General features: G+C 70.2%; 17 protein-coding genes, 1 tRNA gene and 2 pseudogenes. 10 read left to right on the top strand and 10 right to left on the bottom strand.

The features are described 5' to 3' along the window. Nucleotides 1-204 precede the first annotated feature (204 nt). On the top strand, nt 205-1,485 hold the full coding sequence (locus AC0OLQ_RS04645) for a VWA domain-containing protein (RefSeq protein ID WP_484530320.1): 1,281 nt from the start codon (nt 205-207) through the stop codon (nt 1,483-1,485). 2 nt (nt 1,486-1,487) lie between these two features. Beyond that, nucleotides 1,488-2,261: a peptidase gene (locus AC0OLQ_RS04640; protein WP_484530319.1), complete on the top strand. Its 774-nt coding sequence runs from the start codon at nt 1,488-1,490 to the stop codon at nt 2,259-2,261. Nucleotides 2,262-2,316: 55 nt separating this feature from the next. On the opposite strand, the gene AC0OLQ_RS04635 is transcribed toward AC0OLQ_RS04640, so the two are convergent. Beyond that, on the bottom strand, nt 2,317-2,535 hold the full coding sequence (locus AC0OLQ_RS04635) for a hypothetical protein (RefSeq protein ID WP_357334882.1): 219 nt from the start codon (nt 2,533-2,535) through the stop codon (nt 2,317-2,319). Between the two features lie 211 nt (nt 2,536-2,746). On the opposite strand from AC0OLQ_RS04635, the pseudogene AC0OLQ_RS04630 reads away from it, so the two are divergent. From AC0OLQ_RS04630 to AC0OLQ_RS04620, 3 genes and pseudogenes are all read left to right on the top strand, one after another. Then, a pseudogene (locus AC0OLQ_RS04630) lies at nt 2,747-3,126 on the top strand (4'-phosphopantetheinyl transferase superfamily protein); the annotation flags it as partial. A 67-nt stretch (nt 3,127-3,193) separates the two neighbouring features. Then, nucleotides 3,194-4,204, top strand: a complete 1,011-nt coding sequence (locus AC0OLQ_RS04625; protein WP_484530318.1) for a DUF4352 domain-containing protein — start codon at nt 3,194-3,196, stop codon at nt 4,202-4,204. 151 nt (nt 4,205-4,355) lie between these two features. Continuing rightward, nucleotides 4,356-4,547, top strand: coding sequence for a general stress protein CsbD (locus AC0OLQ_RS04620; protein WP_484530317.1), 192 nt, complete (start codon nt 4,356-4,358; stop codon nt 4,545-4,547). 125 nt (nt 4,548-4,672) lie between these two features. Here the strand turns inward: AC0OLQ_RS04620 and AC0OLQ_RS04615 are convergent, their stop codons facing one another. After that, nucleotides 4,673-5,851: a low temperature requirement protein A gene (locus tag AC0OLQ_RS04615; protein ID WP_484530316.1), complete on the bottom strand. Its 1,179-nt coding sequence runs from the start codon at nt 5,849-5,851 to the stop codon at nt 4,673-4,675. A 363-nt stretch (nt 5,852-6,214) separates the two neighbouring features. Between AC0OLQ_RS04615 and AC0OLQ_RS04610 the strand changes: the two genes are divergently transcribed. Next, complete coding sequence (locus AC0OLQ_RS04610; protein WP_484530315.1) at nt 6,215-7,150, top strand: phosphotransferase enzyme family protein; 936 nt, start codon at nt 6,215-6,217, stop codon at nt 7,148-7,150. Nucleotides 7,151-7,224: 74 nt separating this feature from the next. Here the strand turns inward: AC0OLQ_RS04610 and AC0OLQ_RS04605 are convergent, their stop codons facing one another. Beyond that, complete coding sequence (locus AC0OLQ_RS04605) at nt 7,225-8,139, bottom strand: IS982 family transposase (RefSeq protein WP_484530314.1); 915 nt, start codon at nt 8,137-8,139, stop codon at nt 7,225-7,227. 123 nt (nt 8,140-8,262) lie between these two features. Here AC0OLQ_RS04605 and AC0OLQ_RS04600 point away from each other — a divergent pair, with 123 nt between their 5' ends. From AC0OLQ_RS04600 to AC0OLQ_RS04585, 4 genes and pseudogenes are all read left to right on the top strand, one after another. Further along, entirely contained in the window at nt 8,263-9,270 is a 1,008-nt protein-coding gene (locus AC0OLQ_RS04600) for a hypothetical protein (protein WP_484530313.1), read from the top strand. Nucleotides 9,271-9,354: 84 nt separating this feature from the next. Next, nucleotides 9,355-9,546 (top strand): annotated as a pseudogene (locus tag AC0OLQ_RS04595) (site-specific integrase); the annotation flags it as partial. 46 nt (nt 9,547-9,592) lie between these two features. Further along, nucleotides 9,593-10,036: a hypothetical protein gene (locus AC0OLQ_RS04590; protein ID WP_484530312.1), complete on the top strand. Its 444-nt coding sequence runs from the start codon at nt 9,593-9,595 to the stop codon at nt 10,034-10,036. 1,601 nt (nt 10,037-11,637) lie between these two features. Beyond that, nucleotides 11,638-11,988, top strand: coding sequence for a hypothetical protein (locus AC0OLQ_RS04585; RefSeq protein WP_484530311.1), 351 nt, complete (start codon nt 11,638-11,640; stop codon nt 11,986-11,988). Between the two features lie 608 nt (nt 11,989-12,596). Here AC0OLQ_RS04585 and AC0OLQ_RS04580 read toward each other — a convergent pair. The 7 genes from AC0OLQ_RS04580 to AC0OLQ_RS04550 all read right to left on the bottom strand — a co-directional run bounded on the left by AC0OLQ_RS04580 (nt 12,597) and on the right by AC0OLQ_RS04550 (nt 18,201). Further along, nucleotides 12,597-13,052 (bottom strand): Rv0361 family membrane protein, encoded by a 456-nt coding sequence (locus AC0OLQ_RS04580; protein WP_484530310.1) that lies wholly within the window; start codon nt 13,050-13,052, stop codon nt 12,597-12,599. 293 nt (nt 13,053-13,345) lie between these two features. Then, a tRNA-Ala gene (locus tag AC0OLQ_RS04575) sits at nt 13,346-13,422 on the bottom strand. Between the two features lie 167 nt (nt 13,423-13,589). After that, nucleotides 13,590-14,141 (bottom strand): dihydrofolate reductase family protein, encoded by a 552-nt coding sequence (locus tag AC0OLQ_RS04570; RefSeq protein WP_484530309.1) that lies wholly within the window; start codon nt 14,139-14,141, stop codon nt 13,590-13,592. Between the two features lie 92 nt (nt 14,142-14,233). After that, nucleotides 14,234-15,019, bottom strand: a complete 786-nt coding sequence (gene sepX, locus AC0OLQ_RS04565; RefSeq protein WP_484530308.1) for a divisome protein SepX/GlpR — start codon at nt 15,017-15,019, stop codon at nt 14,234-14,236. Between the two features lie 179 nt (nt 15,020-15,198). Then, a complete protein-coding gene (locus AC0OLQ_RS04560; protein ID WP_357335363.1) occupies nt 15,199-15,801 on the bottom strand; it encodes a GNAT family N-acetyltransferase in 603 nt (200 codons plus the stop codon). 94 nt (nt 15,802-15,895) lie between these two features. Next, nucleotides 15,896-17,209, bottom strand: a complete 1,314-nt coding sequence (locus AC0OLQ_RS04555; protein WP_484530307.1) for a molybdopterin molybdotransferase MoeA — start codon at nt 17,207-17,209, stop codon at nt 15,896-15,898. Beyond that, the gene (locus AC0OLQ_RS04550) at nt 17,206-18,201 is read right to left on the bottom strand and encodes a UTP--glucose-1-phosphate uridylyltransferase (RefSeq protein ID WP_484530306.1); all 996 of its coding nucleotides are present in this window, start codon (nt 18,199-18,201) and stop codon (nt 17,206-17,208) included. Before AC0OLQ_RS04550 ends, AC0OLQ_RS04555 begins: the two co-directional genes overlap by 4 nt.

Genomic DNA, 18,201 nt, shown 5'->3' with positions numbered 1-18,201 from the left:
GACGAATGCGCCACCCCACAAAAGGTTTACATCGGGCACCTATACGGTGGGTCACCCTGCGGAAACATCAAGAATTCCTTACCATTCGCCGACGCGGCCGCAGGCCGCCACGCAACTCCTGATCATGCCGCCGATCGCATCGATCGCTCTTGATCGGTCGACCCCGATGATCTTCCTAAGTGGATGTCACTACACTTTCGCCCCGTGATCAACAAGAGACGGTCGACAGTCGTCCTTCTCGGACTGCTGGCAACGACCGCGCTGATCGGTCCGCCGCCCGCCGCGGCCGGCGGCGAGACCGCCGAACCCCCCGCCGAGCCGCCCAAGGTCGAGCTGGTCCTGGACGTCAGCGGCTCGATGCGGGCCCGGGACATCGACGGGCGCAGCCGGATCTCCGTCGCTCAGCAGGCGTTCAACGAGGTGGTCGACGCGCTGCCAGACGAGACCCAGCTCGGCATCCGGGTGCTCGGCGCCACCTACCGGGGCAAGGACAAGAAGCAGGGCTGCCTGGACACCCAGCAGATCGTGCCGGTCGGCCCGGTGGACCGTACGCAGGCCAAAGCCGCCGTCGCCACACTGCGCCCAACCGGTTTCACCCCGGTGGGGCTGGCGCTGCGCTCCGCCGCGCAGGACCTGGGCACCGGCAGCACCGCCCGCCGGATCGTGCTGATCACCGACGGCGAGGACACCTGCGCCCCGCCGGACCCGTGCGAGGTAGCCCGTGAGCTGGCCGCCCAGGGCACCCGGCTGGTCGTCGACACGCTCGGCCTGGCCCCGGACGAGAAGGTCCGCCGGCAGTTGCTCTGCATCGCCGGGGCGACCGGCGGCACCTACACGGCGGCGCAGAGCGCCGACGAGCTGACCGGGCGGATCAAGCAGTTGGTGGACCGGGCCCGGGACACGTACACCGCCACGCCGACAGTGGTGGGCGGGTCCGCCGGGTGCGACGACGCGCCGCTGCTCGCCCCCGGCGTCTACACCGACCGGGAGGCGTTCGCCGAGCACCGCTGGTACCGGGTGCCGGTCCGCCCCGGGCAGGAGCTGCGCGCCTCGGTGAGCGTCGCGCTGGACCGGCCGGTGAACCCGGACTACGGCGTGCTGCTGCGGGCCACCGCACCGGACGGGCGGGAACTCGTCCGGGGCGTCGACGCCGGCAGCGGGCGTACCGACGTGGTGTCGGCCGGGCTGCGCTGGTCGGCCGCCGAGGAGGCGAGCCCGGCGCCGAGCCCCAGCGGGGTGCAGCCGGCCCGGACCGTGTGCCTGGTGGTCAGCAACTCGTTCGCGCCGCGCCCCGGCACCCAGGTCACCCCGGGCATGCCGGTGGAGCTGACCGTGGACGTGGTCGCGGCGTCCCCCGCGCCGGACGGGCCGGACCTGGGCCGCGGCTGGGCGCTGCTGCTCCTGCTCACCCTGGCCGGGCTGGTCACCGGGCTGGTCGCCGGGCTGCTCACCCGCTGGTGGGTGGCCACCTGGAGGGAGAACTGAGGATGCGTACGCTGATCCGCTCCGCGGCGGCGCTGGCCGCCGTCGGACTGACCCTCACCCCGGCGGCCGCCGCCGCGGCGCCGACCCCGTCCCCCGGGGCGACCACCGTCACCAAGGCCGGCACGTCGTTCCTGACCGCCACCACCATCACCTCCGGCCAGCCGGTCCGGGTGGGCGCCTCGACCGGCGACCACCTCTACTGGTCGTTCCGCGCCGAGGCCGGCCAGGTCCACGAGGTCACCGCCACGGTCTCCTTTGCCAAGCCGCGCACCGGCGCGTCCACCTGGACCGTCGACGTCTTCGACGGGCTGCGCCGCCGCCAGGCGTGCACGGCCGGCGCGCAGACCCCGACCGTGGCGGCGGCCGCGACCAGTGTCGCCCTCGGCTGCACGCTGCGCCGGGTCCGGCCCTGGGCGGAGCCGTGGTCCGGCGACCCGCTGCCCGGCACCTACTACCTCCGGCTCTCGGTGACCGACCTGCCCGAGGCCGACCTGGGCCTGCCGGTCGAGGTGGACCTGCTGGTCGGCGCGGACGCCGAGGGCAGCGCATCCGGCGACGACGGAGAGCTGAAGGCGCCGCTCGTGCCGAACACCACGGCCGGCACCGTGCTCACCGCCGAGCCGGCACCCGAGCCGGTCGCCGAGGAGGAGGCCAGCCTCACCGCGTGGCTCCCGGAACCCGGCTCGCGCTGGGTGTGGACCAGCGTGGGCGGCGTGCTCGCCGCCGTGGCGGGCGTGGTGGGCTTCGCGCTCACCCGACGGCCCCGCCGCCCCTGAGCCCGCGACCGGTGGCCGCCCGCGAACCCGACGCGGCGGCCACCGGGCGCGCGGGTCAGAAGGTACGCGGGCCGCGCGGCACCCAGCCGATGAACCGGTCCTGGAGCGAGGAGACCGGGGCGGCGTGCAGGTCCTGGCTGGCGGCGGCCAGGCAGGAGCCGAGATAGACGCTCAACGAGGCACGGTCCACCTGGTACTCGTCCAGCAGTTGCCGACGTTTGGTGGCGCAGGGCCAGTCGTCACCGCAGGAACCACAGGTCCAGTCGGGGGTCACGGGGGCGTGTTCGCCCGATCGTGATTCCGACGCCTTCGCACCAGGCGTCATCGGCCGTTCCTCTCATCGGTGGACTTGTGCTTGTGGACAGTGCCGCCCCCGCAACGACCCAACAGCGTTCGTGAACGCTCCGGCGTTACATGACTGCGGTACGTTTCCCCGTCATGCGTGAGCTTCTGCCGCCCGAGGTCGCCGTGGCGGTGGCCGGCGCCGCGCCGTCGAGATCCGCTCGGTGGGCATGGACGCCGAGCGCCACCGGGAACTGACCCCAGGGGTACGCCGGAAGGTCTGCCTGCCCGAGGAGGAGGCGGACCTGGCCCGGCTGCCCGGCGGGGTGGCCTGGCCGATCGTGCTGTTCAGCGCCAAGGAGACCGTCTACAAGGTCTGGCGCCCGCTCGTCGGGGGCTGGACTTCTCCGACGCCCGGGTCGCGCTCGACCCCGACACGGGCACGTTCACCGCCCGGATCGCGCCGTCCCGGCTCGCCGCCGCCCCGGTGCCCGATCCGCCGCCGTCGATAGCCGGTCGGTTCGCTGTGGACGTCGGTCTGGTGCGCACCGCCGCCGTTCTGGCAGCCACGATGAGGGCCTGACGGCCGCGTTGCCACCGGCTTGTACCGTCGTGCCGACCGACGATCCCGAAGGTGCCCAAGGAGTACGGTGAGCCACCCTCAGCCTCCGTTCGGACCGCAGGACCCGAACCAGCAGCCGCCGGAACCGCCGACCCAGGCGTTCCCCACCGCGCCGATGCCGCCGGTGTCCGGCAGCCCGTACGCGCCGCAGCCGCCGGTCTCGGGGGCGCCGCAGCCGCCGACCTCGGGTGCCCCGTACCCGCCGCCGCCGGTCCCGGGTGGCGGATACCCGCCGGCCCCGGAGTCGCCGTACGCGCCGCCGCCCGCCTCGGGAGCCACGTACCCGCCGCAGCCGCAGTACCCGCCGACGGGGGCGGCGTTCCCTCCGCCGGCCGGGCAGTACCCGCCGCCGCCGGGTGGGGCGTACCCGCAGACCGGGCCGTACCCGCCCGCGCCCGGGCAGTTCGGGCCGCCGGCCAGGAAGTCCAACAAGAACGTCTGGATCACCGTCGGCATCGTGGTGGCGGTGATGCTGCTGCTCTGCTGCGGCGGCGGCATCTTCGCCATCTACCGCGGGGCGGAGAAGACCAAGGACGCGATCGACAACCTGCCCACCCCGGGGGTCACCTACAGCAACCCGGCCGACGACACCCCGACCGGCGGCACCTCGGCGACGCCGGAGCCGGGCCGCACCGACGGCGAGACCTTCAACATGCCGTCCGGCGACAAGCTCATCGTCAACGACGACGACGGCACCGTCGAGATCACGGTCGGCAACTTCCGGACGAAGGACAAGGCCTGCCAGGAGTTCATGCCGGATCCGAAGAACGGTACGTACCTGATCGCCGACGTGACCGCCGAGGTCACCAAGGGCACCGGCTCGATCAACCCGTTCTTCTTCAAGTGGGTGGGCTCCGACGGCAGCGAGGAGAGCGGCGTCGGCGGCGCCTTCTCCGGCTGCGGCAAGCTGATGGGCTCGGGCAACAACCTGCCCAACGGCAGCAAGCGCAGCGGCCAGCTCATCTTCGACGTGAAGAACAAGAACGGCACGCTGGAGTACCAGCACCAGCTGCGTACCGCGGGCTCCTGGAAGCCCTGACCCGCGACGCCCTCGCACGGGGGCCGGTCCCGGTCGGGACCGGCCCCCGTCTACTTCCGCCGGCCGTGGACCAGCTCGGGTTTCAGTCCTCGAGGGCCGGGGACGCCCTGCCGGAGGGGCGCGACGGCGCCACGACGACACGGGAGGCGGCATGAGCGTCGAACGGGCGAAGGACGACCTCGAGGACCTGGCCGGCCCGGCCCGGGCGCGGCTGGGCAACATGAACCGGGACGAACGGTCCGAGGCGGATGAGGTGCGACGCCAGGACGAGATCCGGGGCAAGCGGCCCGGTGAGCACGTCCAGCAGGACGCCCGGGACGCGCGGGACGACTTCACCGGCTGAGGTGCCCCGGTCCCGGCCGGTGCCGGTGGCGGAATCGCATCGAGCCACCACCTTCGAGATCTTCTTCGACCTCGTCCTGGTCTTCGCGCTGACCCGGATCGGTCGCCGGTCGGGCCGGAACCGGGCTAGGGCGGTGGCGAGGGCGCCTCGTCGGGGTTCTGCCGCTCGCGCATCCCGTCCCACACCGCCACCCCGCCCAGGATGACGGTGGCGGCAGCGGCCGCGAGCACCGGCGCGCGGTGCAGCAGCGCCGGCGTCACGGCCGCGAGCGCGACCAGCCCGATCACCCGGGACGGGGAGATCCGGGAGAACACCTCGTACTCCATGCGGGAGCGACCGGCGAGGAAGAGTGCGGGCCCGCCGAGGATGACGGCGAGCCAGAGCGGATCCTGGTGCCCGCGCGGTTCTCGGATGACGAGCGCGTAGCCGACGCCGGCGGCCAGAACGCCCGTGACGATGACCAACTGGGTGTAGTAGCCGGACTTGCCGAGCCGGTCCGGCCGGGGAGCGACCTCGATGGCGGCGGCGAACACCGCCCCCGCCCGGTGAAAGTAGATCCGCCACATCAGCACCGCGGTGGCGAAGGACAACACGGCCGGGGCCACCCGGTCGGGCGTGAACTGGTCGGCGAACGTCGCTCCGGTGAGCAGGATCGTCTCGCCGATCGTGATGACGATGAGCTGCTGGTAGCGCTCCGCGAGGTGCTCGCCTGCCACTCGCCAGTCCTCCGCTCCGGTCCGACCGAGCCCGGGTACGGGCCAGCCGGACACGAGTGCCGTGTAGTCCAGAGCGATCGCCAGGGTCCAGAGCGCACCGCGCGCCGGGCTCTGCGGGAACAGCGCCGCTCCGGCGATCCACGGCACGGCGGACAGGGAGGCCCAGCACAGGTGTCGCAGCGGGCTGTGCCGCCCGACGTCCCGGCGCGCCATCAGGAGGATGATCGGCTTGCCGGTCTGGATGGCGACGTACGTGACCGCGAAGAGCAGCCCTCGCGCGCCGAACGCGTGCGGCAGCGTGACCGCGATGATCATGCTGCCGAACATGGTCCAGACGATCAACAGCTGGGTCACCGGTTGTTGAAGTTCGACCCGGCTGGTGACCCACGCCGCGTGCACCCAGACCATCCACAGCGCCAACAGCAGGAGCACCGTCTGACCGACCTCGGGCAGGACGACCTGACGGTCCGTGGTGAAGTCCTCGATCAGGCGCTGTGAGAACCGGGTCAGCACGAAGACGAAGACCAGGTCGAGGAGCAGTTCTCCCTCCCGGCCCTGCAACAGCCCGCGCCAGCCACCGATTGTCATCTATCGCCCGGGCCCCTGTCCGCTTCGCACCGGTTTCAGGCAGTCGTACCACGGGGGTCGGGGCCTCTGACGCGGATAGGCCAAAGCGCGGCTTCCGGCCGCTGACTATCAGCGCCGACCGGCCCGCGCCGGCTCCCACGAGTTGTCCGCCGAAAGAGGAGGGCGCCGGGCCGCATCCCTGCATCCGAACCCTGGCCGTCGCTAATTCGACGTCGACGCGGGCACCGGAGCCAGCGCCGGTCGCCTCCGGGATGAGCTGGGCGCGTCGCGTACGAGGCTCGGTGCTGGCGAAATCGCCTTGCCGGGCGGGCTGCCGGCTGCCACGCTGCGGCCGTGATCGACAGGCCCGGCGTCGACGAGCGGTTGCTGGCGGCTGAGGTGGCCGCCGCCTGGGCCGTGGACGTCGCCGATCTCGTGTTCATGCCGGTCGGGCTCGACGGGCACGCGTGGGCGTACCGGGTGGATACCTCCGACGGCGAGCGCTACTTCCTGAAGATGCGCCGCGGCGAGTTCACCCGGGCGGCCGTCCTGCTACCCGGCTTTCTCCGAGCGCAAGGCGTCGGGCAGGTCGTAGCGCCGATCGACCTGCCGGACGGCGGAGCCAGTCGCGGGTTCGGGGACTACCAGCTGCTGCTCTACCCGTTTCACGACGGCGGCAGCTTGTGGGGCCGCGGCCTCACCGACCGCCAGTGGATCGAGTACGGCGAGTTCCTGGGTCGGCTGCATGCGGTCACGCCGAGCGCCGACATCGCCGCGGTCCTGCCGGTCGAGACCTGTCGATCGAGCGCGGGCGAGCGGCTACGAGCCCTTGGCGGGCAGGCCGCGGCGAGCGAGGTGCTCGGCGCCTTCTGGGACCGGTACGGCGCTGCGCTGCACCGGCTGTCGGAAACGGTCGACGAACTCGCCTCCCGCGTGACGCAGGGTCGACACGTCATCTGTCACGCCGACATCCATCCCGGCAACCTGATCGCTGACGGCGACGGTCCACTGCACGTGGTGGACTGGGACGCGCCGATCCTCGCGCCGCGCGAGCGGGACCTGATGTTCGTCCACAGCCAGGACTTCGGCGACCACCCCATCGACGCGCACCGCGCCGAACTCTTCCGTCGAGGTTATGGGCCGCTCGAACCGGATCGGACCATGCTGAGCTACTACCGCAGCGAACGGCACCTCGACGACTCAGCCGTGTTTCTCCGTAGCATCCTCGACTCCGGGGCCAGTCCGGAATCTCGAGCCAACGACCTGCACTGGCTGACCCGCATCGCCGAGACCGTCGCCGACCCCGGCTACGCGGCCTGATCCGCACCATCCGGCCGACCGCCGTGGGGTTGGTGCCGAGCGTCGTGGCGTACTAGACGATCTATTCCAAGGGGTCAGTGGTCGTACGCGGTGAGCGAGCGCATGACGGGTTGGCTGGTGGTCCAGTTGTGCCAGATCGTGGCGGTCATCGCGAGGATGCGTTGTAGGACGCGTACGAGTACGCCAGTGCCGGTGCGCCCGCCGTGGCGTTCGAGGTCGAGTTGACCTTTGAGGGTCTGGTTGACGGACTCGATGTTCTGCCGCAGAGCGCGTAGCAGCGTCCGTCCGGGGCGTGGCTTCTCGGTCCGGTAGGCGGGGCGGATCATGGTGACGCCGCGATCGGTCAGCTGTCGCTCGGTGGCGGCGTCGCGGTAGCCCTTGTCCACGATCAGGATCAGCCCGTCGGGGTGGGTCAACAGGCCGGTGTCCAGGTCGAACAGGTCCATGAGTGTTTCACGTTCGTCGGTCTTGGCGGTGGCCAGGGCGAATGCCACCGGCAGTCCGTGCACGGTGGTGATCAGGTGTAGATGCAGTCCCCAGAAGCGGCGCGAATGCGAGGCGCAGTAGCCGTAACTGGCCCAGCCGGCCAGGTCGGAGCGGGTGACGGTGTCGCGGGAGCGTCCGCATTCCACCGGGGTGGAATCGGCGATGCGGACCGGGTGCTGCCACAGGTCGGTGTCCAGGGCCAGGACCCGGATGAGGTGGGTGATCTGCGCGCCGAGTGTCCGTAGCCGCTTGTTGTACCCGGGCTGCTTCGGGATGTAGGGGAACAGGTGGGTCAGGCTCGCGCGAGCGTGACGGATCCAGCGCGCTTCCTTGTGGTAGCCGAGCAGGGCTTGCAGCACCGCGAGGGTGATCAGTTCGGCGTCGGTGATCTTCGGGGCGATCCCGACCGCGGGTCTCCATCGGTTGAGCTGGGGTGACGACTTCAACTCGTCGTCGATCTTCACGTACAGTGCGGTGGCGAGGGTGTCCCGATCGACGTGCACGTGGCCTCCATGGTCATCGTTGCTCAGCAACGTCGATCATGGACGCCCTCGTCTGTGTGCGCTGTCCCCGTATCCCTTGGAATAGATCGTCTAGGGCGAGCAGATTGCGATCTCCGAGAATTTGTGGCCGGCAGCGGCCCCGGCGCGCGGCTCGCGCGGACGGATCTGATCGACCAGAACCTGCGCTTCGTGGTGATCCACATGATCGAGGAGACGGCCCAGGTGATGCACAGTGAGGGCCGGCGGCGAGCTTCAGCTTCGTGGCAGGCTGCTGTGGTGATCATTCGCGCGCGCGAGGTTGCGCGCATCACCGCGGCCGTGCTCGTCTCGATGCTGTGTGGTGCCTGCGGAACAGGTCAGCGAGACGCCGCAGCCGAGCCTCCGCAAGAGGCGACATCGGCCGCGTCGGCGGCACCGCAGCAGGTAAGCCGAAGCCCGATGCCGGATGGACCCGTCGTGCTGCCATGGGTCTCAGCGATCGTTGCTCGCGACGACACCTCGATCACCGTGGCCACCTGCATAGCCAGTGTGGTGCGCGGAGAGCCCACGCGACCAAAGGCCACGATCACCTATCAGGACGACACCCAGGTGGTCATCTCGGTGACTTCGAGCATTTCGCGAGCAGAAGAAGAATCATGCGCCACCAGCAGTTACGCCGCGCCGGCTTTCGTGTCGCTGCAGAAACCCCTTGGTGACAGAGTCCTGCGCGACGCCGCCACCACCCGGCTGCATCCGACCTACTTTGAGCGGGATGTGCCGGACGTCCTCGCGGACAAGCGGTGGAAGCCTGGGGGAAGGGACCTGAGCCCCGGCGAACGGCGGGTCAGCCCGGCGGGGGTGGCGACCGGGCCACCGCCGGGCGGTTGGTTCCAAAACTTCCGCGACCCGGACGGCGCAATGCTGGACCTCGGCGCGCAGCCGATAGCCAGGGTGCACCGGCCCGCCACTGTCGCCACGGTCCCGATCGGCTCACGGCAAGGCATCATCACTACCTACGGCGCACCAGGCTCTTGGACGGTCTGGTGGGAGGCCGGGCAGGTCACCTATTCCCTGTCGCTTATACCGCCCGAGAGCCACGGCTTCACCCTGAAACAGTTCAAGCAGCTACTTGCCGGGTTCAAGTGGAATTGATCGTGCCATGCTGACAGCACCAGGCCTGCTCCTTCGGGGTCGTTCGAGCTTCCTCGACCTCGTGAGCATCGAGGCAAGGCGGGCGTCCGGGAGATCTCCGTGCACAGCACCCGGCGCACCTGCGCCACCCTGCTGGTGGTTCTCGACGTCCACCCCCGGGTCATGATGCGGATCCTCCGGCACAGCCAGATCGCCGTGACCATGAACATCTACGCCCAGATCGCCTCCGAGGCGACCGAGACGGCCCTCACCCGGCTCGGCGACCAGTTCCTGTGAGCTGCTGTACTGTCGCCCGATCTCGATCAACTCAAGGAGTGTCAGGGTGGAGCCGTTGGGGATCCCGCATGACGCCTTCGGTCGGCTTCGCCTCGCCCACTTCGTAGCGGCGGAGCACCTTGAGCAGCTTCGCAGCTGGGAGTACCTGGAGCGTTGTTGGGTCGGGGAGGCGTCGGGCTTCACGGAGTGGCTTCGTCTTGAGTCGGCTCCCGAGGTAACGCGTTCGGTAGCGATCGACCTCGTCGCCCTGCCCGAGCCAACGACTCAGAGCATGATCGACGCACTCCGGCTCCCCCTACGGGCAGGACTGGACCAGCAAGAGATCACCGGCATCTTCGGCGAGCCCACCGGCTCAGAGAGATTCGTGCAGGATCGAGTCACCCTCCTCTTCCGCATCGGCGCTGCCGAGCCCTACGAACTGAGCTGCACAGTTCACGAGGAGCAGGGGCTGATCTACCTCACGATGCACCCCACACCGCTGCCGGATTAGCTCGCGGCAGCCCCATCGCCCCTGCGGTCGACGACCGCTGTACTCCACTGCAGTACAAGATCGCAAAAAGGCCGTCTCCCACACGGGGGAAACGGCCTTGAACTGGGTGGAGCTGAGGGGATTTGAACCCCTTACACCCACGGTAGCGAGAGAACATCATCAATCAGACCGACCGACGCTGCCACCAGGACGGAGCCTGCCGAAGCTTGCCAACGTCTGTCGTCGCTGGTTGCTCTCAGTTGTAGTGGATCTGTACCGGATGATCTTCGACGCCCGCCTCGCCTGGACGGCGGGTACGTGTCACCATCCATACCGTGAATGACGGTATGGGCCTACCCGCATCGAGGGCTCGGGGTGAACGGCATGTCGTCAAGCGTCTTCGTCTACCGCTCCTGACATCTGCCGTGGTCATGATGTTGCTGATAGCTGCCGCTGGTGGCCTGTGGTGGAGCCACCGCGATGCCGCGGTAGCTCCGAACGCTCAGCAGGACGGCAAGATCGGATGTCCGATCTTTGGGGCGGACGCGCACCGCGGCGCGTTCTGCGGCAACCTCGCCCAAGACAGTAGCCGTCGAGCCCTCATCTCCGACGAACAACGCCAGCGGGCCGAGGACGTAGCCGGGTCCGTACGTACCGCCGCTTCTCATGCTGGCTGGTGCACCTCGTCCAACGACCTTACGTGCGCGCGCCGGCCGCCATCGCATCCGCCTACTGAACAGGACGTCAGCACGGCGCGGCTCTGGCTGGGGCGAACCGGGGCGTCGGCGGTCGCCGCGCGATTGGCCCGGGAAGTTGACCCCGCTCCGGTCGGCTCTCTGTTGTACGCGGCACAGTTCGGCACGGCGTGCGTGGTCGGCTACGTGGAGTCGGTGCCCGGAGGTGCCGGCGCCCAGCGGACGGTTGGCCTTCTTTCGAACGGCAACTGTCTATAGCTGCGCGGTTCTCCGGGGCCAGGCGCTACTCGATCAAGGGCTGACTCCTACTTCCAGCGGTATTGATCTAGGGCAAGGGCTTAGTCGATCAAATCGGACGACTGCTCCCTTGAGCTGCTGCTACACCTGGCATGGATGGTCAACGATGGTCGCTGCCGGCTCTCGTTCGACGGCCTGGAACGGCATGATCTTGCTCGTCGCAGCCTCGCGACCGACTCCCGCGACCCACCGGCCTTCCATGCCGTCTGGTCAGACTTCACGTACTAATCTCTCTTCCGGCATGAGGATCATCTGCTTTGGGGTGGATCGGCGGCCCGACCTGGGTGAACTCTTCCGCTGCCTGACAGCGGTTGACAGCCCTTGTCGGTGCCAGTTGTGCCCTGGCTGTGCCCGATGATCTTGACAGCCCATCGCTTGCCGTCCATTTGCCCCGCAGCTCGGAGCCAGTCCCATCGGCCTTCGTCCACACACCGCAGCTACATGGGCCTCTCGGACGAGGCCGGCGGGTGGCAAGCGACTTGGAGCCGCCGGCCGGGTCTTCCCAAGGTACGGATATGACGGGATAGGCAGTAATCGGCTGGAGCGGGCGACAGTGATAAAGTCTGATCCCCAATGCGCCCTGTCCTGAGATCAGGCCGCCCGGACGCGGGTGTGGTATGGGAGGAAGCCGTGGGTTACAAGGAACGACGGGTCAAGCTGATCGCCACGCGGGCGGCGCCGCATTTGGAGCCCGGCGAGCAGATCCAGACGGGCTTCATCACGGTGACCGGTTCGGGGATCTTCACGGTGCCGGCCGAGACGTTCGTCGTCACCGACCGCGCGATCCTCGTCGTGGGCCGCAGCGAGGTGCAGCGTCTCCCGCGCGACTTCTGGTTCGGCAAGCCGACCGGGCTCTACCACAAGTTTGAGCTCGACCGCACGTATAAGGTGCACCGACAGTGGTACCAGGAAGTCATCGCCGCCGACGAGGCGCTGCGCGAAATGCAGACCCACGACGATCCGACTGTCGGCGAGCACTAACAGTAAACCCGGCAGGGCTTCGTGCACCGGCCTCCCCTATCTCGCCGGCCCGGTTACCCCATCTCAGCCTCTCAGCCATCCCGTCGGCCTTCGTCCGCACCCTGTGGAGTGGGTGGAGCCTGCTCGGTCAAGGTGGAGCACACCACCGTCTGAACGACCTTGACCGGGCAGGCCCCATCCGCTCGGCTCTGCCCGGACGGAGGTTGTCGGGATGGCGCCAACCATCCCGGAGTGCCCGAGGACCCCGCCGGAGGCACTGCCTGTGTCTCGACCAAACTGAAGCCCCGGAACTGCCATCGATCATGGCGGCCCGGGGCTTCTTCGTATGCCCGCGCCGCCGGCGGGCTATCACCGACGCGCTGGCGGCCGAAGGCCAGAGGCGCGGCGGCGGGCCATCGGCCCGGCCCAGGTTCGGCGGCGCGAGCGGCCTGCGAAGCGGGCCGCCTTGATCTCGTACAGAAACTTCTCACAGACAGGCCATCCTCACGATGTCCGGTCTCGGGACCTGCGTGACAACTCGGTATCAGGACCTGGGTGACGCGCCGCCGCGCGTTGATGGAGTTGAGTGTGATGGAGCAGCGGTTTCAGGCTGCCCGGTGCATGCGGGCTCAGTACGGCTGGCCGCACACCTTCCAGGCGCCATCCTCCTTCATCAGCGCGAATATGTGCTGGTCGGTAGAGCCGCTGTCCAGCGTCAGGGTCATGTACACCATCGCCACCCCGCGGTCGTTGAAGCTCCTCGCGTTGACAGCGTTGACCTTATGGCCGCGGATCTTCGGCTGCTTGGCGACGCCCTGGACGAACGCGTCCCTCGTGTATGTGCCGCGCGTGTCGCTGCACAACTGCCCGTACGCTGCGTCCGCATCGCCGGCCTCCAGGTGGCTCACGAACGACTCGGCGGCCTGCCGCGCCGGAGCCGCCGCGCCCTTGGCCCCCTTGTACAGGAAGAAGCCGCCGATGCCGGCGCCACCGCAGCACAGCACGACGACCACGCCGACGACGATCAACACGGTTCGCAGCGTCCGCCGCTTCGGCGGTTGGGGCACCTGGTACGGGTGGGTCATAGGAAGGAACGGTAGGGGATGCGAGAAGTCCTCGATGCCCCGTCGAAGTGACCGCGTGCCGACCCCACCGACGTGTAGAATGCGCTGCGGCACTCCAGCCTGCGAATCACCCTGGAGACCTACGTCCACTGGTGGCCGAAGAAGGACCGCCGCCGCAACATCATCAGCAGCGCGCTGCGGGACGCGAGCAGCAAGCGCCAATGCTCCCGGAAGACTCCGGAGCAGCGCTGATGTGTACCGAATCTGTACTACCTGATCTTGCTAGCAGCGTTTCTGCTGCCCAACGATGTTACTGGTGGAGCTGAGGGGATTTGAACCCCTGACCCCCTCGATGCGAACGAGGTGCGCTACCGGTCTGCGCCACAGCCCCTCCGCTGGCGTACCAGCGTCGGTCCCACCCGGCTTGCACCGGGCGGGCCGGCGCCAAGGCTAACAGGTTCGGCACCGCCGACGCGAACCACCCCGCCGCCGGAGCAGATCTTGGAGGGGAAAGGCCCCCAGAGGGGCCCAAACCCTCCAAGATCGCAAAGGGGACCCTCAGGCGGGGGCGTACGTCAGGTTCAGGACGCCGCTCTTGAGGGTCGAGCTGTTCAGCAGGCGCAGGGGGTAGGTCGGCGTGTCCTCGAAGAGCCGCTGGCCGTGTCCCACGGCGATCGGGTGGACCAGCAGCCGCAGCTCGTCCAGCAGCCCGTTGGCCAGCAGCCACCGGACGGTGGTGGCGCCACCCGACATGCTGATCTCCCCGTCGGCCTGCTCCTTGATCTCCCGCAGCCGCGTCGCGACCCGGTCGGAGTCCCCGGAGATCAGGTGCGAGTTCTGCCAGGTCGTCTCGGTGAGGGTGTTGGAGAGCACGTACTTCGGCACCGAGTTGATGAACGACGCGAACTCGATGTCGTCCCCGGTCTGGTCCGGCCAGAACTCCGACCACTCCTGGTACTGCGTGCGCCCCATCAGGAACGCCGTGGTCGCCTCCACCCCGCGGCCGACCACGGCGCCCATCTCGTCGTCGAAGTAGGGGAAGTGCCACTGGTCGGGCCGCTCCACGACACCGTCCAGCGAGATGAAGAAATTCGACACGATCTTGGCCATCGGAAGCTCCCCTGTCGGCGGCCGGCTCCGCACCGGCCTTCACCAACCCGTCGAACGACCCTGGCCGGATTCGACATCACCGGCCAGAATTTTCAGGCGCCCCGCCCGCTCTGGTACGGCCGGCCACGCAGGCCGCCCGCCCGGCGGTAGGAGACCGAACCGCCGCTCGCCGCGGGCGGCAGGTCCGCGGGCCGGTCCAGCCCCATCGCGGTACGCCGGACCGCCTCCCGCTGGGCGGCCAGCCGGCGCTGCGCCTCCCGCCGGGCCGCGGCGCGCCTCGCCTGCTCGCGGCGCACCTCGGCCTGGCGGGCGGCCAGCCACGCCGCCTCCCGGGCCTCCGCGCGCCGCCGCCGGCGCTCCGCCAGCGCCCGCTGCCGCAGGTGTACGACGTACGCCACGAGCAGGGCGCCGGTGACCGAGACGCTGATCCAGAACCCGGGGCTGACCAGCACCACGCCGATCAGTTCGACGAAGTTGAGCAGCAGCAGCGCGGCGAGCACCCGGCGCCGGCGGTAGATCGCCGGGGTGTGCTGCCGCCGCTTCGGCGGGTGCCGTCGGCGGGACTTGGCCGGGGCGGGTGGCACCGACCGAAGCCGACCCGAGCGGCGCCGGGTCGGCGGCGCCGACACCGGCCGGGCGAGACTGCCCGTATCGGCGTCTTCGCTGAGAGTGATGACGAGGGAGCGCGGCGGGTGCACCGGCCGCCGTCCGGGCACGGTGCGACGCCGACGGCGACGCTGGAGCACCCGCGCCGTCGACTGCGCCCGCTCCGCCACCAGCCGCTCGGTGGCGTCGTACCGGCGGACCAGCGCCGGCGCGAAGGCGAGCAGACCGGCGGCGGCGAGGACGGCGAGGAGCACCGAGGTCGGCACCCTCACCCCTCCCGTCACCAAAGTTCGGGGCGAGCGCCACACGACCGCAACTTCTTCCGTCGCCCGTCGTTTACGGCGCAGATCGTGCGGGCAGGCAGCGCTTGCCACAGCTTGCAGTTACTTGAGGTTACGGGCCACCGACCGACTTCACCGTGCGCCGCGCCGGGCGTGGCAGGTGGGAGGCTTCACCCGCGGTTGTCACGTACGCGGTGCCACCGGGCCAGCAGCCCGCCCTCGGCGGCCACTTCCTCACTGGTCATCGCGTATCCGATGTGGTCCCGCCAGGCGCCGTCGATGTGCATGTAGCGCACGTGGTAGGCCTCCTCACGGAAGCCGAGCTTCTCCACCACCCGGCGGGACGGCTGGTTCTCGGGCCGGATGTTGACCTCGATCCGGTGCAGGCCGCCGGGGCCGAACGCGTGGTCCACGGCCAGGGCCACCGCGGTGGGGATGACGCCGCGACCGGCCACTCGGGAGTCCACCCAGTAGCCCACGTATCCGGAGCAGAACGCCCGCCGCACGATGCTGCCCACGTTGATGTGGCCGACCAGCCGCTCCGCGCCGTTCTCGCGCAGGCAGACCGCGAACGGCAGGCCGTCGCCGGTCCGCGCGGACTTCCGCTGGTCGGCGTGGACGAAGCGGAACGCGGACGGCGAGTTCATCTCGTCCCAGCTGCCCGGCAGGTGAGACTCCCAGGGAGCCAGCCAGGCCCGGTTGGCCCGCCGGATCTCCGACCAGGCCATCGCGTCGGAACGCCGGTAGGGCCGCAGCACCACCGGACCGTCCATCAGCACCGCCGGCCAACCTGGCGGCCGTCGGAACCAACTCACCGAGTCAGCCTTCCGTTCGCGACTGCGGGGCTCGCAAGCTCACTCCTCGCGCTCACCGACGCCGGTCCAGCAGCAACACGTCCACCGTGGAACCCGCCGCCGCGGTGGTGACCCGCTCGCCAAGGACGAGCAGACCGTTCGCCTCGGCCAGGCCGGAGAGGGTGAACGGCCCACCGACAAGTGGCTGCACGGTGTAGCCGCCGCCGCGCCGCTCAGCGACGTGGGCCGGGCGGAACTCGCGCAGCCCCACCGGCGACGAGACCGTCTCCAGCAGGTGCGCCCGGACGCTGGGCCGGAACACCGGCTCGGCGCCGGCCAGCAGCTGGATGGCCGGACGGGCCAGCACCTCGAAGCCGATCAGCGCCGCACCGGGCTCACCGGGTAGACACACCACCGGCACCTCCTCGGCGCCGACCGTACCGAATCCGAGGGCCGTTCCGGGATAGAGAGCGACCTCGGTGAAGGTGACCGGCCCGGCCCGGCCACCCTCCCGGCGGGACAGGATCCGGCGGACCATGTCGCCGGGGCCGGTGCCGGTGCCGCCGGTGGTGATGATCAGGTCGGCCCGCAGGGTCTGGTCCTCCAGCAGGCCGCGCAGCGCCTCGGGGTCGTCGTCGCAGATCCCGACCCGGTACGCCAGCGCGCCCGCCTCGGCCGCGGCGGCGGTCAGCGCGTGCGAGTTGGTGTCCACCACCTGCCCGGGCTGGCTGCCCCGGCCGACGTCGACCAGTTCGTCGCCGGTGGCCACGATGACCACCCGCGGGCTGGGCCGCACCACCACGTGCCCGATGCCGGTGGCGGCGAAGACCGCGACCAGGGCGGGCGAGACGTAGGTGCCGGCGCGGGCGAGCAGGGTGCCGGCGGGCAGCTCCTCCCCGGCGCGGCGGACGCCGTAGCCCCGTTTGGGGGCGCGGAAGATCTCCACGGCGGCCATGCCCTGGTCGGTCCACTCCACCGGGACCACCACGTCGGCGCCGATGGGCAGCGGCGCGCCGGCGGCCACCGAGAAGCAGGAGCCGGGGGTCAGCCGGACCGGCCGCCAGCTCGCCGCACCGAGGTCACCGACCACGTTCAGCCGGATGCTGCGGCCACCGGGAATACCGGAGGGGGCCGGGACGTAGCCCGGCCCCCGGCTCCCTCCGGAGATGTCCTCCCAGCGCGCGGCGTACCCGTCCACCGCCGCCTGGTCGAAGGCGGGGTACGAGTGCGGCGCGACCACGTCCTCGGCGAGGACGTTGCCGTACGCCTGGGTGAGGTCGAGGTCGAGCGGAGGCAGCGCGCGTAACCTGCGCAGCACGCTGCCCAGGTAGTCGGCGAGCGGCGTCAACTCGTTCGCGGCCGCCTCGGCGTCGGCCGTCGCGGTCATGTACCGGCACCGCCGGACGCGTCGCGCATCCCGTTCATAATCGCGGCGGTAACCGTCTCGTCGCCGTTGTTGACGAACTCGGTGAGCCACTTGCGGAACTCGGCGCCGAGGTCCTCCCGCTCGACGGCGATCTGCACCACGGTCTGGAGGTAGCCGAGCGGCATGCCGGTGTCGTAGCGGGTGCCCCGGTAGACGATGGCGTGCACCGGCACCCCCTCGTTACGCAGGAGCTCCATGGCGTCGGTCAGCTGGATCTCCCCGCCGCTGCCCGGCTCGGTGCGCCGGATCGCGTCGAAGATCTTCCCCGGGAGCACGTAGCGGCCGAGGACGGCGAGGTTGCTCGGGGCGTCCTCCGGCTTCGGCTTCTCGACCATGCCGGTGACCTTGACGACCTCGGCGAGGTCGCTGAACTCCGACCCGGCCGGCTCGACGGAGGCGATCCCGTAGCGCGAGGTGTCGGCCGGGTCGACCTCGAAGAAGGCCAGCACGACGCCGCCGGTGCGGGCCTGGAGGTCCAGCATGGCCGGCAGCAGCGGCTCGTCCATCTTGACGAACTCGTCGCCGAGCAGCACCGCGAAGGGCGCGTCGCCGACATGGGACTCGGCGTAGCCGACGGCGTGGCCGAGGCCGAGCTGCTCGGGCTGGCGGCAGGTGTAGATCTCGGCCAGCTCCTCGGGGCGGCGTACGGCCTCCAGCACGTCGGGCTTGCTCTCCAGCCGCGCCTCCAGGTCGGGCCGGCGGTCGAAGTGGTCCACCATCGACGTCTTGCCGCGTCCGGTGATCAGCAGCACGTCGGTCAGGCCGGCCTGGGCGGCCTCCTCGACGATGTACTGAAGCACCGGCCGGTCGACGACCGGCAGCAGCTCCTTGGGCACCGCCTTGGTGGCCGGCAGGAACCGGGTGGCCAGGCCGGCGGCCGGGATGACGGCCTTGACCGCGCGGGAGCGACCGGTCGCGGCGGTCGCTGAGGGGTTCGCTGAGTGCTCCGACAT

The organism is Micromonospora sp. Utrum1, assembly GCF_057197805.1.
The sequence above is the reverse complement of the archived record's forward strand: the minus strand, read 5'-3'. Positions and strand labels throughout refer to the sequence as shown.

Excerpts from the sequence above, each read along its gene's own strand:
- AC0OLQ_RS04640 (WP_484530319.1), top strand. The coding sequence starts at position 1,488 with ATGCGTACGCTGATCCGCTCCGCGGCGGCGCTGGCCGCCGTCGGACTG.
- AC0OLQ_RS04620 (WP_484530317.1), top strand. The coding sequence starts at position 4,356 with ATGAGCGTCGAACGGGCGAAGGACGACCTCGAGGACCTGGCCGGCCCG.
- AC0OLQ_RS04615 (WP_484530316.1), bottom strand. The coding sequence starts at position 5,851 with ATGACAATCGGTGGCTGGCGCGGGCTGTTGCAGGGCCGGGAGGGAGAA.
- AC0OLQ_RS04580 (WP_484530310.1), bottom strand. The coding sequence starts at position 13,052 with ATGACCCACCCGTACCAGGTGCCCCAACCGCCGAAGCGGCGGACGCTG.
- AC0OLQ_RS04570 (WP_484530309.1), bottom strand. The coding sequence starts at position 14,141 with ATGGCCAAGATCGTGTCGAATTTCTTCATCTCGCTGGACGGTGTCGTG.
- AC0OLQ_RS04560 (WP_357335363.1), bottom strand. The coding sequence starts at position 15,801 with ATGGACGGTCCGGTGGTGCTGCGGCCCTACCGGCGTTCCGACGCGATG.
- AC0OLQ_RS04555 (WP_484530307.1), bottom strand. The coding sequence starts at position 17,209 with ATGACCGCGACGGCCGACGCCGAGGCGGCCGCGAACGAGTTGACGCCG.
- AC0OLQ_RS04550 (WP_484530306.1), bottom strand. The coding sequence starts at position 18,201 with ATGTCGGAGCACTCAGCGAACCCCTCAGCGACCGCCGCGACCGGTCGC.